Origin of the sequence: Nocardiopsis trehalosi NBRC 14201, from assembly GCF_001552555.1 — a bacterium.
Lineage (GTDB): Bacteria > Actinomycetota > Actinomycetes > Streptosporangiales > Streptosporangiaceae > Nocardiopsis_B > Nocardiopsis_B trehalosi.
The window spans coordinates 37,337-53,792 of record NZ_BCRK01000004.1 but is presented as its reverse complement, the minus strand read 5'-3'; the positions used below and the strand labels follow the sequence as shown (position 1 = coordinate 53,792).

Annotated in this window: 15 protein-coding genes; 4 read left to right on the top strand and 11 right to left on the bottom strand. The window is 76.3% G+C overall.

All coding sequences use genetic code 11. The features are described from left to right. Positions 1-11: 11 nt before the first annotated feature. Together NT8_RS01595 and NT8_RS01590 are read right to left on the bottom strand one after the other, a co-directional pair. Positions 12-1,220, bottom strand: coding sequence for a glycosyltransferase (locus NT8_RS01595; RefSeq protein WP_245645991.1), 1,209 nt, complete (start codon positions 1,218-1,220; stop codon positions 12-14). Next, positions 1,217-2,206 (bottom strand): glucosyl-3-phosphoglycerate synthase, encoded by a 990-nt coding sequence (locus NT8_RS01590; protein ID WP_067963273.1) that lies wholly within the window; start codon positions 2,204-2,206, stop codon positions 1,217-1,219. Before NT8_RS01590 ends, NT8_RS01595 begins: the two co-directional genes overlap by 4 nt. Before the next feature lie 184 nt (positions 2,207-2,390). Between NT8_RS01590 and NT8_RS01585 the strand changes: the two genes are divergently transcribed. Both NT8_RS01585 and NT8_RS01580 read left to right on the top strand, forming a co-directional pair. Then, a complete protein-coding gene (locus NT8_RS01585; protein ID WP_067963269.1) occupies positions 2,391-3,365 on the top strand; it encodes a Gfo/Idh/MocA family protein in 975 nt (324 codons plus the stop codon). A gap of 5 nt (positions 3,366-3,370) precedes the next feature. Next, a complete protein-coding gene (locus NT8_RS01580) occupies positions 3,371-4,468 on the top strand; it encodes a zinc-dependent alcohol dehydrogenase (protein ID WP_067963343.1) in 1,098 nt (365 codons plus the stop codon). Positions 4,469-4,514: 46 nt separating this feature from the next. Here the strand turns inward: NT8_RS01580 and NT8_RS01575 are convergent, their stop codons facing one another. From NT8_RS01575 to NT8_RS01550, 6 genes are all read right to left on the bottom strand, one after another. Continuing rightward, entirely contained in the window at positions 4,515-5,078 is a 564-nt protein-coding gene (locus tag NT8_RS01575; protein WP_067963268.1) for a DUF4232 domain-containing protein, read from the bottom strand. Between the two features lie 155 nt (positions 5,079-5,233). Further along, on the bottom strand, positions 5,234-7,000 hold the full coding sequence (locus NT8_RS31160) for an HAD-IIB family hydrolase (RefSeq protein ID WP_067963265.1): 1,767 nt from the start codon (positions 6,998-7,000) through the stop codon (positions 5,234-5,236). 128 nt (positions 7,001-7,128) lie between these two features. Then, positions 7,129-7,983 carry a hypothetical protein gene (locus NT8_RS01565; protein ID WP_067963263.1) on the bottom strand — a complete coding sequence of 285 codons (855 nt, stop codon included), beginning with the start codon at positions 7,981-7,983 and terminating at the stop codon, positions 7,129-7,131. Beyond that, positions 7,980-9,185, bottom strand: coding sequence for a homogentisate 1,2-dioxygenase (locus NT8_RS01560; protein WP_067963259.1), 1,206 nt, complete (start codon positions 9,183-9,185; stop codon positions 7,980-7,982). The genes NT8_RS01565 and NT8_RS01560 overlap by 4 nt, the downstream gene beginning before the upstream one ends. Next, a complete protein-coding gene (locus NT8_RS01555; RefSeq protein ID WP_067963257.1) occupies positions 9,160-10,836 on the bottom strand; it encodes an FAD-dependent monooxygenase in 1,677 nt (558 codons plus the stop codon). The genes NT8_RS01560 and NT8_RS01555 overlap by 26 nt, the downstream gene beginning before the upstream one ends. A 13-nt stretch (positions 10,837-10,849) precedes the next feature. Then, a complete protein-coding gene (locus tag NT8_RS01550) occupies positions 10,850-11,812 on the bottom strand; it encodes an MBL fold metallo-hydrolase (RefSeq protein ID WP_067963255.1) in 963 nt (320 codons plus the stop codon). A 171-nt stretch (positions 11,813-11,983) separates the two neighbouring features. Between NT8_RS01550 and NT8_RS01545 the strand changes: the two genes are divergently transcribed. Next, positions 11,984-12,526, top strand: coding sequence for a MarR family winged helix-turn-helix transcriptional regulator (locus NT8_RS01545; RefSeq protein WP_067963252.1), 543 nt, complete (start codon positions 11,984-11,986; stop codon positions 12,524-12,526). Positions 12,527-12,652: 126 nt separating this feature from the next. Further along, positions 12,653-13,351, top strand: coding sequence for a sulfotransferase family protein (locus NT8_RS01540; RefSeq protein ID WP_067963249.1), 699 nt, complete (start codon positions 12,653-12,655; stop codon positions 13,349-13,351). A 49-nt stretch (positions 13,352-13,400) separates the two neighbouring features. Here the strand turns inward: NT8_RS01540 and mmuM are convergent, their stop codons facing one another. From mmuM to NT8_RS01525, 3 genes are all read right to left on the bottom strand, one after another. Beyond that, positions 13,401-14,303: a homocysteine S-methyltransferase gene (gene mmuM, locus NT8_RS01535; RefSeq protein ID WP_067963247.1), complete on the bottom strand. Its 903-nt coding sequence runs from the start codon at positions 14,301-14,303 to the stop codon at positions 13,401-13,403. Positions 14,304-14,370: 67 nt separating this feature from the next. Beyond that, positions 14,371-15,087 (bottom strand): ThuA domain-containing protein, encoded by a 717-nt coding sequence (locus tag NT8_RS01530; RefSeq protein ID WP_067963244.1) that lies wholly within the window; start codon positions 15,085-15,087, stop codon positions 14,371-14,373. A gap of 100 nt (positions 15,088-15,187) precedes the next feature. Continuing rightward, on the bottom strand, positions 15,188-16,393 hold the full coding sequence (locus tag NT8_RS01525; protein WP_067963242.1) for a CaiB/BaiF CoA transferase family protein: 1,206 nt from the start codon (positions 16,391-16,393) through the stop codon (positions 15,188-15,190). Positions 16,394-16,456 lie beyond the last annotated feature (63 nt).

The following is a 16,456-nucleotide window of genomic DNA, read 5'->3' as shown; positions in this document are numbered from 1 at the left end:
TCGGCGGGCGGTCAGCGCGGCGGCGCGGGCTGCGCAGCGGCCGGCGCGGGCCGGGCGGGCACCTCCACGACCGTCCGCGGGCGGCTGAGCGCGCGCTCGTACAGCTCCAGGTAGCGCAGGGCCATGGTGCGCGGGGTGAACCGCGCGGCGGCCTCCTTGCGGCACTCGTCCGGGTCGATCTCCTCGGCGCGGGGCAGCAGCCGGGCGAACCCCTCGTCGTCGTCGGCCAGCAGGCCGGTGCGGCCGTGGTCGACCAGTTCGGGCAGGCAGCCGCGGCCGATGCCGACGACCGGCGTGCCGCACGCCATCGCCTCGATCACGGCCGTGCCACCGGGCTCGGCCCACTGCACGGGGAACAGGGCGGCGCGCGCGGCGGCGACCAGGTCGTCGCGGGCGGCGCCGGCGACGGTGCCGATCCAGCGCACGGCCTCGCCGTCGACGTGGGGGTGCACGTCCTCCATGAAGTAGCGCACGTCCGGGGCACCGTGCAGGGGGTGGCTGGGGTCGGCGTAGACCTCGGCCAGCTCCTGGACGGTGTCGATGCCGTTGACCGGGCCGGCCAGCACCAGGGGGATGCCGAGCCGGCGGCAGGCCGCGGCCGCGATGTGCGTCCCCTTGGCGCGCGTGATCCGGCCGACCATGACGGCGTAGGGCTGCTTGGCCGGGGCGGGGCGCCGGTCGGCGTCCACCGCCAGGGGGGTCGACAGGTGCGCGTGGCCGAGGCTGCACGCGCGCAGGGCCTCCGGGGCCCGCGCGAGCTGGGACGCCGAGACCCCGTTGACGAACAGCCGGCCGTTGCCGTTGAACCCGCCGTAGAACTCCGGGTGCTTGCGCAGGTCCCAGTGGAGCGTGTGCAGCACCGGGGGCACGGCCGGGCCGGCCGCGCCGAGGACGGCGGCGCCGACGACCTCCAGGTGGTCGTGGACCAGCCGGACGTCGCCGCGGCGCGCCCGCTCCAGGACCATCTGCATGTGGGCGTGGGCGATCCCCATGACCTGGTTGTAGGGGCGCTGGATGTGCGCGAACCGGCCCTCGGGGAACAGGCTGACGTGCTCGTCGGCCTCCAGGGTGGCGCCGCCCACGCTCGCCAGCACGACGTGCACGCCCTCGGCGCGCAGTTCGGGCACCAGCGTGGCGATGACGTTCTCGATGCCGCCGTAGCCTTCGGGCGGGACGGGCAGCCACGGGCCCGCGTTGATCAGGACGCTGAGGTCCATCATGCCTCCCCCTGCCGGGACGGGATCGACCGGGCGCGCGAGGCGGCGACCTCGGCCATGGGCGGCCGCTCGGTGACGCCCACGTCGTGGACGTGCGGCCGCGGGAGCGGCCCCGAGCGGGTGAACTGGGTGAGCGTGGTGGCGGGCGGGCCGTCGGGCAGCACCAGGCCGCGCCGGTGCAGCCGCATCCACGCCGTGTCGATGATCTGGCCGGCCATGCGGCCGAGTTCGGCGGTCGTCTGGTGGGAGTGCTCGCGCACGCCGAGGTCGACCTGGGCGATGCGGTCGAGGCCGTACCGCTCGACCAGGTCGACGAGCAGCCCGAACTCCACGCCGTAGCCGCAGACGAACGGGACCGACTCAAGGGCCGCGCGGCGTCCGGCGTACTCGCCCGACAGCGGCTGGAGCACGCCGGCCAGCTCGGGCCAGCACATGTTGAGCAGGGGGCGGGCGAGGAGTTCGGTGACGCGGCCGCCGTCGCACGGCGCGACCTCGGTGCCGTCGCGGAGGGGGCGGTCGTAGTAGCCCTTGACGTAGACGAGGTCGGGGTCGGCCAGGAGGGGGCCGATCAGGCCGGTGACGAAGTCGGGGGTGTAGTTGCGGATGTCGGTGTCGGTGAAGGCGACGACGTCGCCGGTCGTGACCGCGAGGGACTTCCACAGGGCCTCGCCCTTGCCCCACAGCGGGGGCATCTCGGGGAGGATGTCGTCCTGGCGGTGGACCTCGGCGCCCGCTGCCGCGGCGGCGGCCGCGGTGCCGTCGGTGGAGTTGGAGTCGATCACCACCAGCTCGTCGACGAGTGGGACCTCCTCCATGAGGGCCCGGCGGATGACGCCGGCGATGTGGCCGACCGTGGCCTCTTCGTCGCGGGCGGGCAGGACGACGCTCACACGGGTCGCCCCCTTGCCCCGGGCCAGTTCGGCGGCGGGCCAGTCGCGGGCGGTGCTGAGGCGTCGGGAGAACCAGTCGGTGATGTCGGATGGCGCCATGGTGACCTCTCGTCGCGCGGCGTTCACCGGGCTCGGTCGTCGGTGTCCTCGGCCGGTGGCGGCGGTGTGGACGTGAGCGTGCGGTCGTGTGGTTTTCGACGCGCGCTGTGCGTCTGCCCAGGACGACCCGTTTCGAACCGAAATCTCATGTTTGATACTTCGCACCAGCGGCAGAGAGGGCATCATGACGGCAGACTGCTCGGTCGGAATCATCGGTGCGGGCGGCGTTGCGGCGCGCCACGCCGAGGTGCTCTCAGGGTTCGGCGACGTCCGCATCGCGGGCGTGGCCGACACCGACGTGGACCGCGCAGGCGCGCTCGCGCGCCGCTGCGGCGCCACCCCCTACCCCCACCACGAGGAACTCCTGGCCCGGGAGGAGCTGGACGCGGTCTACATCTGCGTACCGCCCTTCGCCCACGGGCCGGCCGAACTGGCGGCCGTCGACGCCGCGCTCCCGTTCTTCGTGGAGAAGCCCCTGGGCGTCGACACCTCCGCCGCGGAGGACATCGCGGCGCGGGTGCGCGAACGCGGGCTGCTGACCGCTGTCGGCCACCAGTGGCGCTACCTGGAGGCGGTCGAACGCGCCCGGGAGCTGCTGGCGGGCCGCGAGGTGCGCATGGTGCTGGGCCACTGGCTGGACAAGGTGCCGCCGGTGGGCTGGTGGGCGCGCGCCGACCGCTCCGGCGGGCAGGTGGTCGAGCAGGCGGCGCACGTGGTGGACCTGGCGCGGCTGCTGGCCGGCGAGGTGGAGTCGGTGCACGCGCTGGAGTCGGAGACGCGGGCCGCCGGGATCCCCGACGCCGACGTGGCGGCGGCCACGGTGGCCACGCTTCGGTTCCGCGGCGGCGCGGTGGGCACGCTGGCGGCGACGTGCCTGCTGGCGTGGAAGCACCGCGCGGGCGTGGAGGTCTACGCCGAGGGGCTCGCGCTGGAGGTGTCGGAGGCGGGGCTGCGGGTGCACACGGCGGCCGAGCCGGAGCTGTTCGAGGACGACGGCACCGCCAAGGAGCGGGTCGACCGCGCGTTCGTCGACGCGGTCCTGGGCCGGGGCGGCGACGTGCGCACCGACTACGCCGAGGCGCTGCGCACCCACCGCGTCACCTGCGCCATCGCCGAGTCCGCGCTCACCGGCGCGGCCGTCCGCCCCCACGCGGGGTGATCGGCGTGCCGACACGGGTGCTGTACGTGACCGGGCCGGGCCGGCTGGAGTTCGTGGAGGAGGCCGACCCCCCGATCCCCGAGGGCGGGTTCCGGGTCGAGACCCTCTACAGCGGGCTGTCCGCCGGGACCGAGCTGACCTTCCTCAAGGGCACCAACCCCGCGCTGACGTCGGGCTGGGACCCGGTGCTGGGCCTGTTCACCGGGGCGCCGCCGGAGGCGGCGTACCCGGTGCGCAAGCTGGGCTACATGCAGGTGGGCCGGGTGGTGGAGACCCGCACCCGGGCCGTCGCCGAGGGCCGGGTGGTGGCCATGGCCTACGGCCACCGCACCGGCCACACGGCGGACCCGCGGGTGGACCGCTTCGTCCCGCTGCCCGACGGCCTCGACCCGCTGCTGGGGGTGTACGCCTGCCACATGGGGCCGATCTGCGCCAACGGCCTGCTGCACGCCGCGGCCGACGTGTGCGGCCCCGATGTGCGGTCGCTGGGCGACGGCGTCGCGGGCCGCACGGTCGCGGTCGTGGGCGCCGGGGTGGTCGGGGTGCTCACCGCCCTGTTCGCGGTGGAGCACGGCGCCGCCGACGTGGTGGTGCTCGACCCGACCCCGTCGCGGCGCGCGGTGTGCGCCGCGCTGGGGCTGGAGGCGCTGGACTCCGGGACGGGCGACCCCGGGCGGGTGCTGAAGGAGCGGTGGCGCCACGCGGCGAACGACCACGGCGCGGACGTGGTGTTCCAGTGCCGGGGGCGGGCGTCGGCGCTGGCGCTGGCGCTGCGGTCGCTGCGCCCGCAGGGCACGGTGGTGGACCTGGCGTTCTACACCGACGGGGCCGACGAGGTCCGGCTGGGCGAGGAGTTCCACCACAACGGGCTGGCGGTGCGGTGCGCCCAGATCGGCCGGGTGCCGCGCGGCATGGCGCACCTGTGGGACCGCGAGCGGCTGTCGGTGGAGACGGTCGCGCTGCTGCGCGCGCGGGGCGCCGACATCCGCCGCCACCTGGTGACCGACGTCGAGCCGCTGGAGCGGGCGCCCGAGGTGATGGCCGACATCGCGGCGCGGCGCCGACACGTGGTGCAGGCGGTGTTCGCGGCCGGCGGGGGCTGAGGGCGGCGGGCCCCGCGGCCGGCGGTGCCGGCCGCGGGGCGCGCGGTCAGGCCGGGGTGACGGGCGAGACCCGCGGGCCGCCGACCTCGGGGTTGGCGCAGACGACGTCGTCGGTGAGGACCCACGCCACGCCGTAGTCGTTCTTCAGGAAGAAGTTGGCCGCCATGACCTCGGTCGGCAGGCACTCCTCGGGGTCGAAGTTGCCGACGTTGGGGGTGGCCACGGTGACCTTCGCCGTGTCGCCCGGGAACAGCGCGAACGGGTCGCCGCCCTCGCCGTCGCGCACCGCGTGCGCCCCGATCTCGTGGCCCTCCTGGTCGCCCCAGTACATGTCGACCAGGTCGCCGTACATGACGCACGCCTCGTCGGCCCAGGGGCTGCGCGGCGGCTTCTTGGTGAAGGTGAACTCGACGTAGGTGGTGCCGGCGGCGGCCCCGCGGTCGGTCTCGGTCACCTCCAGGTCGAGCGAGGTGCAGTCGGCGACGCTCCGGACCCCGGCCTCGGCGGCGTCGTCGGCGAGGGCGGCGGGGCCGCCGAGGACGAGCGCGGGCACGGCGGCCGCGCCCAGCACCGCCGCACGCGCGGCACTGACACGGAAACTGCGCGACATCTCAGTCATGTTCCCCTTTTCGCATGTAGCCGCCGATCGATGATCGACTCCTGGCATATGGGACGCCGATCACACCCGAGGGGTTCGCCGCCCGGAGGCGAAAGATCACGGTGTGTCCGAAACCCGCCGATCCGGGCGGCGCCGGGGCCCGCCGCTCAGACCGCGGTGGGGTCGGGGGCGTCGTCGTCGTGGTCGGGGTCGTACCGGGTGGGTTCGGCGGGCAGCGTGTAGCGCTCGTTGACGAGCCGCGCGATCTCCTCGCGGGTCTCCTTCGGACCGCCCCCGCCCGCCTCGGCGTCGGCGACCCGGTCGGCCAGCTCGTCGTCGCCGATGGCGTCGCGCATCCAGGCGGAGTAGTCGCCGCGGCGCAGGTGGAAGCACCAGGTGTCGTCGTCCACGCCCGCGCCGAGGTCGAGGAACGCGTGCAGGTTGCGGGCGCGCAGCCGGAGCCGCTCGTCGGGGCCGGTGAAGTAGAAGCTCTTCTCCGGCGACATGGTCCCGGCCGCGTACTTGCGGCGGTGGCGGGCGCTGTGCCGCTCCCCCGGGACCAGTTCGACCTCGCGGGCGCGGTCGTCCTCGGCGTGCCAGACGCTCACGTGCGTGGCGCCGCCGCCCGCGTCGTCGGGCAGGGTGTCCAGTTCGGGGGCGGGGCGGTCGAGCGCCTCGGCGAACGCGTCGAGGGTGTCGCCGGGGCGGTCGCCCACGGCGACCACCGTGTCGACCAGGCGCAGCGCGAGCGGGCTGAGGGACTCGGGGTGGACGGTGATCATCAGCAGGCTGCCGACGTCGGCGAGGTCGCGGATCGGCAGGTGCGCGAGTTCGCGCGGCATGAGGTGGTGGGCCTCGTCCACGACGATCCAGTGGGGGTGGCCGAGGCGGGCGCGCAGCCCGGCCAGGCGCGGCAGCAGGTCGGCGTAGAAGGCGGGCCTGTCGCGCAGGGGCACCCCGAGCATGTTGACGGCGACGCTGCGGGTGGGGTCGGTGAGGGTGCGCACCACCTCGTCGGCCGAGGGCGCGCGGTTGGGGTCGCCGAGCACCAGGCCGCCGTCGCCGTCGGAGTAGTCGCCCTCGGGGTCGATGAGGCAGTGCTGGTAGCCGGCCTTGCCCAGGCGCTCGATGAGGGCGGTGGCCGCCGTGGACTTGCCGCTGCCGGAGGGGCCGGCGATGGCCAGGGCGGTGCCGTAGGGCTCGACGGCGGCCGGCTCCTCCCCGGCGGTGCCGATGGTGATGCGGTGCCGGTCGGTGCGCACCCCGTCCAGGTCGGTGTCGATGAGCAGGGCGGCGAGGTCGGTCACGCCCTCGCCGCGCGGCCGGTCCAGGACGAGGTCGCAGCGCTCCTTGACCGCGTCCAGGGCGTTGGCGACGGCGACCGCGCACTCGCACATGGCGAGCATGGCGTGGTCGTTCTCGGCGTCGCCGACCGCCACCGTGCTGCGCGGCGACATCTCCAGCCGGGCCAGGCCCGCCGCCAGGCCGGACGCCTTGTTGACGCCGGGCGGCAGCACCATGACGGCGCCCTTGTTGTAGGCGACCTCCAGCTCCAGGCCGAGGTCGCGGACGGCGGCGTGCACGTCGGTGTCGTAGGGCTCGCGGGTGGCGACCATGACCTCGCCGACGCCGAGGGGGTCGGCGCCGGCCGCGCGCAGGCGGTCGGTGAACGCTGCCGGGGGCGGTTCGGCGAGGGCGTGCCGGGTGCGCTCCGCGGGGTCGTAGAGCAGGCCGCCGTTCTCGGCGACCACCATGTCGAACAGGTCGGTGTGCGGGAACACGTCGAGCAGGTCGTCGAGCTCGCGGCCGGTGACCAGCAGCAGCCGGCGGCCCGAGCGGGAGAGCCGCTCCAGGGCCGACAGGGTCTCGTCGGTGACGCGCCCGTCGTCGGCGATGGTCCCGTCGAAGTCGCACGCCAAGGCGTGGTAGCGCATCCGTTATCCCTTCAGAAGGACGGTCCTCCCGTTCCTCTGACCGAGGGCGCCCCCTCTACACCGACCGCCCCGCCCGGCGCCCGTCCGCGCCGGTCCGGCGGGGCGGGGCGCCCGGCCGGGCGGCGGGGTCAGCGGAGCAGACCGAGGGCGGCGAGGTCGGCCAGGGGCTCGGCGACGCTGCACGTGCCGAACCCGGTGAACACGGCGCGCGCCGCGCGCGCCCCCGCGTCGTCCAGGGCGGCGGCGGCGCGGGCCAGCCGCGCGGCGTCGCGCTCGGCCAGCGCCGCGGCCGCCGCGCCGGGGTCGGGGTCGGCCGCCGCGGCGCGGGCGGCGAGCAGCACGTTGAGGAACCCGTGGTGGTCGAACCCCGTCGCGGGGTCGGTGTGCCGGACGGCGTGGTGCAGTCCGGCGGTGCACTTGAGGGGAACGCCGCTCGCGGCGGCCGCGGCCAGGACCCGCGCCAGCTCCTGGACCGTCGGGAACGCGGCGGCGGCGAGCCCGCCGGTGCGCACCTTGGCGCCGTGCCCGGCGGCGCGCAGGGCGGCCATCAGCGGACGGGGGTCGGTACCGGGCGGCAGTTCGACGTGGCCGCGCGCGCCCTCGGGCAGGGCGGCGGTGAGCGCGTCGGCCGCCCGCCGCACGGCGGCGGCGGGGTCGCCGCCGCCGGCCGGCACCTCCACGCCGGCCAGCCGCAGCCGGGGGTCGGCCCGGACCGCGGCCACCGCCCCGGCGACGCCCCCGGCCCCGGCGGGGACGGTGACCGCCACCTCCAGCGGCGGGGCGCCGCCGTGTTCGGCGTCCAGGGCGGCGCGCAGCTCGGGCAGGCGGTCGGCGGCCACCAGGAACGGGCCGACCCAGCGGGCGCGCGGCCCGGCCCGGTGGGCGCGGTGCTCGGGCAGCGCGCGGGCCATGGGGGCGTCGCCGGGCGGGAAGAGCGCGGCGTCGTGCAGCAGCCCGGCGAACAGGGCGGCGGGGGCGGTCACCGCGCCGGTCCCCGGCCGGACCAGGTCCAGGCGTAGCCGGGGTCCTCGGCCGCGCGGCCGCCCTCGCCCAGGCCGAGCGGGCGGAAGGTGTCGACCATGACCGCGAGTTCGTCGAACTCCTGGACGCCGACGCTGCGCTCGTAGGCGCCGGGCTGGGGGCCGTGGGAGTGGCCGCCGGGGTGCAGCGAGACCGAGCCCTGGCCGATGCCCGAGCCCTTGCGGGCCTCGTAGTCGCCGCCGCAGTAGAACATCACCTCGTCGGAGTCGACGTTGGCGTGGTAGTAGGGCACGGGGATGGACAGCGGGTGGTAGTCGACCTTGCGCGGGACGAAGTTGCAGATGACGAAGTTGTGGCCCCCGAACACCTGGTGGACGGGCGGCGGCTGGTGGACGCGCCCGGTGATCGGCTGGAAGTCCGCGACGTTGAACGTGTAGGGGTACAGGCAGCCGTCCCAGCCGACGACGTCGAACGGGTGGTGGGGCGTGGTGTAGCGGGTGCCGGTGATACCGCCCGGGCCGTCCCCGCGGTGCTTGACGAGGATGTCGACGTCGGTGCCCTCGGCCAGCAGCGGGGCGGCCGGGCCGGTGAGGTCGCGTTCGCAGTAGGGCGCGTGCTCCAGCAGCTGGCCGTAGCGCGACAGGTAGCGGCGCGGCGGGGCGATGTGGCTGTTGGCCTCGATGGCGTAGGCGCGCAGGGGCCCGCCCGGAGCGGGCACCCACCGGTGGGTGGTGGCGCGCGGGATGACGGCGTAGTCGCCCTCGCGCACCTCCAGGGCGCCGAAGACGGTCTCCAGGGTGGCGGCGCCGGACTCGATGTAGACGCACTCGTCGCCGACGGCGTTGCGGTACAGCTCGGAGGGGCGCCCGGCGGCGACGTAGGAGATGCGCACGTCGTCGTTGCCCAGGATGAGGCGGCGCCCGGTGACGGCGTCGGCGCGGGTCCAGGCGTCGCCCGCGAAGAGGGTGTGCAGCCGCAGGTGGCGCGGCACGAGCGGGCTGTTGGGGGTGCGGGAGGCGTCGGGGGCGTCCCAGGGGCGGGCGTCGACGATCGCGGAGGGCACGTGGCGGTGGTAGAGGAGGGAGGAGTCGCTGGAGAACCCCTCCTCGCCCATCAGCTCCTCGTAGTACAGGCCGCCCTCGGGGGTGCGGTGCTGGGTGTGGCGGGTGGGCGGGACGTCACCCAGCAGTCGGTAGTACGCCATCGTCGGGCTCCTTCCGTTGGACGGGGACGGGCGCGGGGCGGCGGCCGCCGGTGGCGGCGCGCACGGCGGCGGTGATCGCGGCGGGGTCGCCGGCGTCGGGCACGGCGGCGACGTGGGCGTCGGGGCGCAGCAGCCACGCTTCGCCGGGGCGGGGTTCCAGGGCGCGGGTGAGCGCGCCGGTGGGGTCGGCGTCGGGCAGGCGGAGCACGGTGACGGGGGCGGGCGTGGCGTGTTCGGCGGCGGCGCGCACGGCGGCGGGGTCGGCGGTGGCGGGGACGAGCAGGGTGAACCCGGTGCGGGCGGCGCTGCGCAGCCGGGTGGCGCCGGCCCCGCCGGGCAGGGTGATGGGCGCGTCGGGGACGAGCACCCCGGGGGCGGGGGCGGGCACGTGCCCGCGGGGCGGGCGGCCGGTGGGCGGGCGGTGCGCGGCGGGCGTGGTGAGGGGCGAGTCGGTGTACCAGAAGGGCTCGCAGAGCCGGCCGGAGTCGACGCGCTCGCGGGCGGCGGGGTCGGTGCGGGCGGCGTCGAGTGCGGCCCGGCGGTGGGCGCGGGCGGCGTCGTCGGGCGGCACGAGGAACCGCATGGTGGCGGTGGTGACCTCGGCGTTCTCGCGGGCGGCGGCGTGGCGCTCGGTGTGGTAGCTCTCCAGCAGGCCGGGGCCGGCCCAGCCGGCGCGGGCGAACGCGATCTTCCAGGCGGCGTTCTCGGCGTCCTGCACGCCGGAGTTGAGGCCGCGGGCGCCGAAGGGGGCCACGAGGTGGGCGCAGTCGCCGGCGAGCAGCACCCGGCCCACGCGCATGCGGTCGGCGACGCGGGTGTGGAACCGGTACACCGAGTGCCACACCACCTCGTAGGGGCGGTCGCCGATGATGTGCCGGACGCGCCGGTCCAGGCCGCCGCCGGCGACCTCGCGCTCGGCGTCGAAGTCGGGCGGGACCTGCCAGTCGATGCGGTAGACGGAGTCGGGGCAGGGGTGGATGAGCACCTGGCGGCCGGGGTTCCACTCCGGGTCGAAGTGGAAGCGGCGTTCGCGCTCCCAGCCGGGCAGGTCGGCGCGGATGTCGCAGATGAGGAACCGGTCGTCGAAGCTGTGCCCGTCGAACCCGACGCCGAGGGCGTCGCGGAGGGTGCGGGCGCGGGCGCCGGCGCAGACGACCGCGTGCGTGCCGCGCAGCCGGACCGGGCCGTCGGGGGTGCGGCAGGTGGCGGTGACCCCGTCGGCGTCCTGGTCGAGGCCGGTGACCTCGTGCGACCAGCGGACGCCGATCCCGGCGGCGGCCAGGCGCGCGTCGAGGATCTCCTCGGTGCGGGCCTGGGAGATGTTGACGAACGGGGGCAGGGGGCTGGCGCCGCGGTCGTGCAGGGTGACGGCGAACAGTTCGCGGCCGCGGTGGTAGGTGCGGGCGGTGGTCCAGGTCAGGCCCTCCTCCGCGACGGCGCCGGCGCCGACGTGGTCCCACACGTCGAGGACGTCGCGCTGCTGCACGATGGCGCGGGAGCCGACCGCGTCGCGGCGGGGGCGGGCGTCCACGACGGTGACCGGGACGCCCCAGGCGTGCAGCAGCAGGGCGGCGGTCTGGCCGACGGGGCCGGCGCCGAGGACGAGGACGGGCGGGGTGCCGGGCGGGCCGGCGGGGGTGTCGCGCGTCATGGGGCCTCCCTGGTCAGCCCTGGAGCAGGGCCCAGACCTCGCGGTCGCGTTCGGCGGTCCAGATGACGGGGCGTTCGACGCCGGACAGCTCGTCCCAGAGCCGGGAGACGTCGAACGGCAGGCAGTGCTCGAAGATCGGCCAGTGGCCGTAGCGGTCGGCGAGCGCGGCGTGGGCGGCGGCGAACGCCTCCTTGAGCGTGCCGCCGCGCGCGTGCACGGCGCCGACCTCGCGGAGCATGGTGTCGAGGAAGTGCCGGGTCTGGGCGATGGCGGCGTCCACGGCGGCGCGGCCGCGGGTGACCGGGCCGCGCCCGCCCACGAGGGTCTCGGCGCCCAGGGCGGCGACGGCGTCGAGGGTGGGGCCGGACCAGTCGCGGTGGTAGGCGTCGCCGGTGTAGAGGGCGGCCTCGGCCTCGACCAGGTCGCCGGCGAACAGGATGCGGTGGCGGGGCAGCCAGGCGACGATGTCGCCCTCGGTGTGGCCGCGGCCGAGGTGGCGCAGCACGAGGTCGCCGCGGTCGCCGCCGAGGTCGATGGTGACGCTGTCGGAGAACGTCTGGGTGGGCCAGGTGAGGCCGGGGACGGAGTCGGCGTCCTTGGCCAGGCGCGGCATGCGGCCGAACTCGCTCTTCCAGTCCTGTTCGCCGCGTTCGGCGATGAGGGCGCGGGTGTTGTCGTGGGCGATGACGACCTCGGCGCCGAAGGCGCTGGCGCCCAGGACGCGCACCGCGTGGTAGTGGGAGAGGACCAGGTAGCGCACGGGCTTGTCGGTGTGCTCGCGGAGCAGGGCGAGCCACTCCCGGGCGGCGGTGGGGGTGGCCAGGGCCTCGAAGCAGACGACGAAGTCCTCGCCCTCGACGGCGCCGATGTTGGGGTCGCCCTCGGCGGTGAGGGCGTAGACGCCGTCGGCGATGACGTCGAGGGTGCGGTGCTTCTCCGCCAGGTCCGCCGAGGACGCGAACGGCTTGGCTGCCACGGTGGGGCACCTCCTCAAGTAATCAATGCTTTGACCATTCGGTCCCTTCGGACGCTAACGTGGCGCACGCCACCCGGCAATGCGACCCGGGCGACATTCACCTGTGATCTGGAACACATGGACGGGAGCACCGATTCCGGGGGCGGCCGCGCGCTGCCCTAGCCTGGTCGGGTGACCTCCGACCCCGCCGCGCCCGACGACCGGCTCACCTTCTGGTCGTTCGTCGACTACGCCGTGGCCAAGGCCGGCGCCGAGCTGCCGTCGGTCGACGCCGAGGCCATGCGCCTCGTCCTCACGCTGCACCGGGTGACGAGCATGGTCGTCTACGACCTGGAGTCCTCGGCGCACCGGCCCAACGGGTGGAGCTGGCCGGGGTTCCGCGTGCTGTTCGTGCTGTGGCTGGCCGGCGAGATGGAGGCCAAGACGGCGGCCGAGCTGTCGGGGCTGAGCCGCGCGTCGGTGTCGGCGCTGCTCAAGACGTTGGAGAAGGACGGCCTGGTGGCGCGCCGCAGGGGCGAGCACGACGGGCGGTCGGTCCTCATCAGCCTCACCCCGGCGGGCCGCGCGGCCATCACCCGCGGGTTCAGCGCGCACAACGCCCGCGAGAGCGCCTGGGCGGCCGACCTCACCCCCGACGAGCGCGCCACCCTGGTCGCCCTGCTGCGCAAACTCATGGACGGGTCCGCGTCGGCCGACGCCAAGCGCCGCATGTGACCCCGCCCCTCCCCCGCCCGGTCCGTCCCCCCGCCCGGTCCGTCCCCCCGTTCGACACGGCCGCCCCGACGCGGTTGCATGCGGGGGTCCGCCGTTCGGCGGGCGGTCCGATGACGAGGAGAGCAGATGCTGAGAGTGATCGGCGCCGGGTTGCCGCGCACCGGGACCAGTTCGCTGAAGGCGGCCCTGGAGCGCCTGGGGTACGGCCCCTGCCACCACATGTTCGACGTGTTCTCCCGCCCGGGGCTGGCCGAGCGCTGGGCGGAGGTGGCGGCGACCCCCGTCGACGCGGTCGAGTGGGAGAAGCCGTTCGGCGACTACGCGTCCGCCGTCGACTGGCCCGCCTCGTTCTTCTGGCGGGAGCTGGCCGCCGCCTACCCGGACGCCAAGGTGGTCCTCACCGTCCGCGACCCCGCCGCGTGGTACGCCAGCGTGTCCGCCACCATCTTCGCGATGGCCGCCAAGCTGCGGGCGGCCGGTGACGCGCCGCTGCCGGCGGCGCTGGCCCCGCGCGACACGGTGCGCCCGCTGCTGGAGCGCATGTGGCGCGGCCACTACGGCACCGAGGGCATGGCCGTCCCCGACGAGGCGACCGCCGTCGCCGCCTACGAGCGCCACGTCGCCGCGGTGCGCGCGGCGCTGCCGGCCGACCGGCTGCTGGTCATGGAGGCCGCCGAGGGGTGGGCGCCGCTGTGCGCCTTCCTCGGCGCCCCGGTGCCCGACGAGCCGTTCCCCCGCCTCAACGAGGCGGCGGCGATGCGGGCGATGGCGCGGCGGGCCGACGAGGGCGGCGGCCTGGTCACCCCGTTCGACCCGGCCGGCTGACCCCGCAGCGGGGCCGGGCGTCGGGGCCGGGCGGTGTCCGGCCCCGCGCTCAGCGGGGCGCGGCGGCCCTGCCGAGGCGGTCGCGGACCCGGCGCACGTGCTCGGGCGTGGTGCGGCAGCACCCGCCGACGACGACCGCGCCGGCCCGGTGCCAGGCGGCGGCCGCGTCGCCGAACGCCACCGGGTCGCGGGTGCCGGTCCAGGTTCGGGTGCGCGGGTCCCAGGTCTCGCCGGAGTTGGGGTAGGCCACGCCGGGGACGCCCCCGAGCCGGGCCAGCAGGTCGGGGACCAGGTGCGGCGGCGTGCAGTTGACGCCGACGGCGACGACCTGGGCGGAGCCGGCGAACAGCGCCGCGCAGTCGGCCAGCGGCGTGCCGTCGCTGATGTGGACGCCGTCGCGGCAGGTGAACGACACCCACGCCCGCACGTGCGGGGTCTCGGCCAGCAGCCGGGCGAGGGCACGGGCCTCGGCGGCGGAGGGCAGGGTTTCGCAGGCCAGCAGGTCGGCCCCGCTGTCGGCGAGGACGTGCCAGCGCTCGCGGTGCCAGGCGGTGAGGCCGTCCTCGTCCAGGTCGTAGGCGCCGGTGTACTCGGAGCCGTCGGCGCGGGCCGCCCCGTAGGGGCCGACCGAGGCGGCGACCAGGCCGCCGCCGTTGGCGTCGCGGGCCTCGGCGGCCAGCCGGACGGACCGCCGGAGCAGGTCGTGGGCCTCGGCGCGGGTCAGGCCGCGCTCCAGCAGGGCGGGGATGCCCGCCTGGTAGGACGCCGACACGGCGACGTCGGCGCCGGCCGCGAAGAAGTCGCGGTGCGCGCGGCGGACGGCGGCGGGGTCGTCGCGCAGCAGCCGCGCCGACCACAGCCCGCCGCCGAGGTCGTGGCCGAGCGCCTCCAGGTGGGTGGCCAGGCCGCCGTCGCAGACGAGGACGCCGCGCCCGCCGAACAGGGGGTCCACGGCCCCAGGCTACGCGCCGCGCCGGGGCGCCGGGGCGGGGCACGGGCGGGAGCGGCCGGCCGGGCGGCTAGCGCGCGGCGTCGGGCGCGCCGAGGGCGTAGCGGATGCCGCCGAGGAGGTGGGCGCGGAACCGGGGGTCGGCGTAGGCGTCGGCGAAGTGGCCGAGCGCGGTGTAGAACGAGCGGGCCGGGCCGATCTCGCGGCACCACGCGATCGGGCGCGCGGTGCCCGCTCCCCCGCGCCCCCCGGCGCCGGGCCCGGCGCCGTCGGTGGCGGTGTCGGTGGCGGTGGCGGTGTCGGCCAGGGTGAGCAGGACGCGGCTGCCGGGGCGGGGCGGCGCGTCGAAGACGTACCACTCGTCGGTCCGCGTCCAGGTGGGGCCGAGGTGCGCGGTGGCCGGGTGGCGGCGGTCCGCGACCCGCAGGGTCGCCCGGCACGGGGCGGGGTGGCCGGCGAAGCGGGCGCCGAGGAGGTCGGCGAAGAAGGGCCGGTCGGGTTCGGTCGTCGCCGCCGCGTGCACCCCGGCGAACCCGCCGCCGCGGGCGGTGAACGCGGCGAGGGCCGCGCGCTGGGCGTCGTCGTCGAACACGGTCCCCGAGGTGCTGGCGAAGACCACGGCGCCGTAGCCGGCCAGGCCGTCCGCGCTGAACGCGGCCGGGTCCTCGGTTGCGTCGACGCCGAACCCGGCCGCCCGGCCCAGCTCCCGGACGGCGGCAGCGGCGGCGGGGATGGAGTCGTGCCGGTAGCCGGTGGTGCGGGTGAAGAGCAGGACGCGGTCGGCCATGGGGGTCCCTTCCGGTGCGCCGGGCCGTCGCCCTCCGCCTACCCGCTCCGGCGGCCCCCGACGCCGCCCCGGGCGGGACGGCGTCCGGGGCGGGCGCGGGTCAGGCCGCGCCGGTCCCGTCCTCGGCGTCGAGGGTGTCGAGCCACGCCCGGACGGAGGCGTTGTGCTCGCCGAGGCGGGGCGGGGGGCGGTGCCCGGTGCCGGGTTCGCCGTCGCCCTCGCGCGGGTCGAAGCGCACGGCGGGGCCGGGCAGGTCGATGCGGCCGAGAACGGGGTGGTCGACCCCGAGGAGCAGGTCCTGGGAGCGGACCTGGTCCCATTCGTAGACCTGGTCGATGGTGCGGATGGCGCCGCAGGGGACGCCGATGCCGCCGATGCGCTCCAGCCACGCGTCGCGCGTGTCCGTCGCCAGGGCGGCCTCGATCTCGGCGTTGAGGGCGGGGCGGTTGGTCACCCGCGCGGCGTTGTCGGCGAAGCGGGGGTCGGCGGCGTCGATGCCCAGCAGCCCGGCGAACTTGGCCCACTGGCCCTGGCTGGCCACCGCGACCTGGAGCATGCCGTCGGCGCAGGAGTAGGCGCCGTAGGGGGCGATGGAGGGGTGGTGGTTGCCGATGGCCTTGGGGACCTCGCCGGCGACGGTCCACCGGGTGCCCTGGAAGGCGTGCACGCCCACGATGGAGGAGAGCAGGGAGGTGCGCACGACCCGGCCGCGCCCGGTGGTGTTCCGCTCGATGAGGGCGCTGAGCACGCCGAACGCGCCGTTCATGCCGGCGAGGAGGTCGCCGATGGGCACGCCGACCTTGGTGGGCTCCTCCGGGGAGGGGCCGGTGAGGCTCATCAGCCCGGCCTCGCCCTGGGCGATCTGGTCGTAGCCGGCCCGGCCGCCCTCGGGGCCGTCGTGGCCGAACCCGCTGATGGAGCAGACGACCAGGCGCGGGTTCAGCTCCTCCAGCCGCTCCATGGAGAAGCCGAGGCGGTCGAGCACACCGGGGCGGAAGTTCTCCACGAGCACGTCGGCGGCGCGGACCAGGCGGGTGAGCTGGGCGCGGCCGTCGTCGGACTTCAGGTCCAGCTCGATGGACTCCTTGTTGCGGTTGCACGACAGGTAGTAGGTGCTGATCCGCTCGTCCTCGGGGCCGACGAACGGCGGGCCCCAGCCGCGGGTGTCGTCGCCGGTGCCCGGCTGCTCGACCTTGATCACGCGGGCGCCGAGGTCGCCCAGCAGCATCGCCGCGTGCGGGCCGGCCAGGGCCCGCGACAGGTCGACGACGACGGTCCCCGACAACGGCCCAGTGGATGGCGTCACGCTTACCCCTATCGTGTTTCGACGTTCTTCTCCGGTATTGTCCGACCCCGCTCGGGGGGAGGG